Annotated in this window: 1 protein-coding gene; it reads right to left on the bottom strand. The window is 61.2% G+C overall.

The features are described 5' to 3' along the window. Window positions 1-3,055 (bottom strand): beta strand repeat-containing protein (locus tag AC1DT3_RS16500; protein ID WP_477466325.1); only part of this gene is annotated, 3,055 nt, incomplete at both ends.

Genomic DNA, 3,055 nt, shown 5'->3' with positions numbered 1-3,055 from the left:
GATAGAGCCGGTGAGCGTCTGCATATCTCCGGTGACGGACATGGTCCCGATCGAGTTCCCAGGAGCGATAGTCGCGCCAAAACCAAGACCAAGAGCACCAATCTCGCCGCTGCCCGACAATGCTGCGCCATTGCTTACGATCACTGACGATGCAAGCGTGCCGTCGACCTGAAGCGTTCCGGATCTTACTTCCGTCGGTCCGGTGAATGTGCTGTCGCCCGTCAGCCGGAGCACGCCCGATCCTGACTTGATCAAACCACCGCCCGTGCCGGCCGCGAATCCTCCATCGATCAGCCGCCCTGCAAAGGCACCGTTGGCGCCATTGCTTCCGAGGACAAGGTCGCTTGCCCCGAGGAAGACGTTCCCTGAACCGGAAAGCGATCCGAGCACGAACTCGCCCTTGTAACCGCTGATGTCGAGATTGCCGCCGGCCCGGTTGACGACGGTGGCGCGGTCTCCTTTCGCCCCTCCGCCGAAATAGGTCGTACCGCCCGCCTCATTGATCATCGTGGCGTTCGCCGCGTTGCTTCCAGGCCCGAAGTTCACCGAGCCGTAAGCCTTCGTCGTGAACACCGCCGTGCCGCCACTGCTACCATCGAGGAATGCGACACCAGATCGAGTCGTCGCGCCTCCTTCGAGGACGAAGGCGGCGCGGCCGGCATCAGCACCCTTCTCGAAGAAAATCGCGCCCGTATTCCTGGCTGCGATCGACAGATCGCCGGCACTCGCTCGCGCGAAGGAAAGAGTGGAATTGTCGACGGTGACAGATCCCGTGCCGAGCGCTCCACTCTTGCGGACTTCCACGACGCCGCCATTGATCGCGGTTCCACCGGTGTAGCTGTTGGCGCGTGTCAGTCGCAGTGTTCCGAAACCTTCCTTGGTCAGGCGCCCTCCGCCACTGACGATCCCATTTGCTTCCAACGTGGCATCAGAATTGACGTCGATGGACCCGTTGCCCGCCGTCAGCGTCATGTCACGCGAGGTTGCGAACGAACTCGTTGCCCGGAGCGACCCGCCGTCGAAGGTCAGAGCACCGCTCGCAGCTCCGAGATTTTCATTCGCCGAGACCGCAAGCGTTCCGCCGGCAAGCAAGGTTCCACCCTGGTACCTATTGGCGCCCGAGAGCGTCAGCGTACCGCCGCCGACCTTCGCCAATTGCCCGGACCCACCGATGGGCGTTGCAATGATGGCAGAGGATCCCGTATCCGTTCGAATGACGCCCTGAGACCCGCTGATCGCCAAAGATCCGGCGGTGCCATTCTGCAGGGTATAGGTGCTGTTGTTTTCGAATCGCAGTGCAGTGAAGGCCTGCTGGCCATCAACCGTTACCGTGCCGATCCCACCACGGAATACACCGATCGCACTGCCCCATGGACCAGTGATCGTGCCGGCTGCATTCTCCCAATTTGCGTTCGTCGCGTTCCAGACACCGGAGCCACCTGTCCAGTACTGATCCGTGGTTGACGCCGCAACGGTCAGGTTGATCTGGTTTCCCGACGCCGACAGCGAAAACAACGATGGATCATAACCGAGCGGTGTCGAAACGAGTGTCAGGCCTGGGCCAGCGAGAGCGCCGCCGTAGTTGAACAAGCGGAACGTTCCCGCCCCGAACCCAGTATCGCTGTCGACGTTCAGCGTACCGTCGAGCGTCAGGTTGCCGACAATGGCGAAGACGGGCACGGCACTTGGAGCACCGAGTGTGACATCGAGCGCCCCGCCCGTCAGCGCAAGTGAGCCGAGTGTAAAGGTCGCAGCATTGCGACCAACGAGCCTGCCGCCAGTATCGACGTCGACGTCTCCCACAATCTCGCCCGCACCGCCAAGAGAAGCTCCAGTGCCGACCGTGACCGACGCGGTTTCGAACCGGTTGTTGATCGTCAGCAACCCGTCGTTGACTACGGTCGGCGCCTGGTAGCTGCCGGCGCCGTTGAGGATCAGCGTTCCGGCACCATCCTTCTCGACGATTCCGAGCCCGGTGCCAGCCGAGTCGATGAATGCTCCGTTGAGCGTCAGGGTCGTCCCAGACTGAACGTTGAAAGTACCACCGAAGAATGTGTCGATGATGCGGTTCGAAGTGAAGCTCGCGGTGGTCAGAAGTTCGCCGGTTTCGAAGATCAAGGGGCCGGAGGATTCACCGAGATTTGCGTCGCGCGAAACCTGAAGCACCCCACCCAGAAGCCCAGTGCCGCCTTCATAGGTGTTCGTACCATTGAGGACGAGTGTTCCACAGCAATCCTTGATCAGAAGACCATCGCCCGTCACGACGCCGTTGTGCGTCATGATGTGACCGTTGCTGTCGATCGTGCCCCCGTTGGTCGATAGGCTGATGGCGCGGCTGGACACGACGTCACCATCAAGCAGCAACGTTCCGCCGTCGAGTGTCAGAAAACCCGCGGCAGCGCCGAGATTGGAGTCCGAGGAGATGGCAACAGTGCCATCCTGCACGATGGTGCCTYCGGTATAGGTGTTGTTGCCGGACAAGGTCAGGATACCCGTCGTCGCGACGCCCGACAGAGTCATCGTTCCTGTACCGCTGATCACCCCGGCGAGCGTCACGTCGTTCACGTCAGCGTCGACAGTGGCGCCAAGCCCCCCGACGACAACCGAATTGTTGAGCGTGAGATCGCTCGTCGCGTGAAGCGTGCCTCCGTTGAGCGTCACTCCGGCAGTGCCGAGATTGTTGCCACCCGAGATGGCGACGGCACCCGAATTGACGATCGTGCCACCGGTATACGTGTTGTTGCCGCTTAATGTCAGTGTGCCTGTGCCACGCTTGTCCAGCGCAAACGTGCCAACGCCGTCGTTGAGTGATCCCGTGAATGTCGTGCTCGTATTGAGGCCGCCGACAACCAATGTTTGCGCCCCGGTCAATGAACTGACGATACCGCTTCCAGAGAGTGCGCCGATCTCAACGGAACCGCTCGTCGACGCCAGGCCCGTCCAGCCATCGGATTGGATGGGACTGGTCGCCGCAGACGAAAGGTCTCGGAAAACAAGATACGACCCGGACCCTACGTCTGCGATGACGTTGTCCAAGGTGGCATTGGAGGAAAGG

Source organism: Microvirga sp. P4_G7 (genome assembly GCF_056401005.1).
The sequence above is the reverse complement of the archived record's forward strand: the minus strand, read 5'-3'. Positions and strand labels throughout refer to the sequence as shown.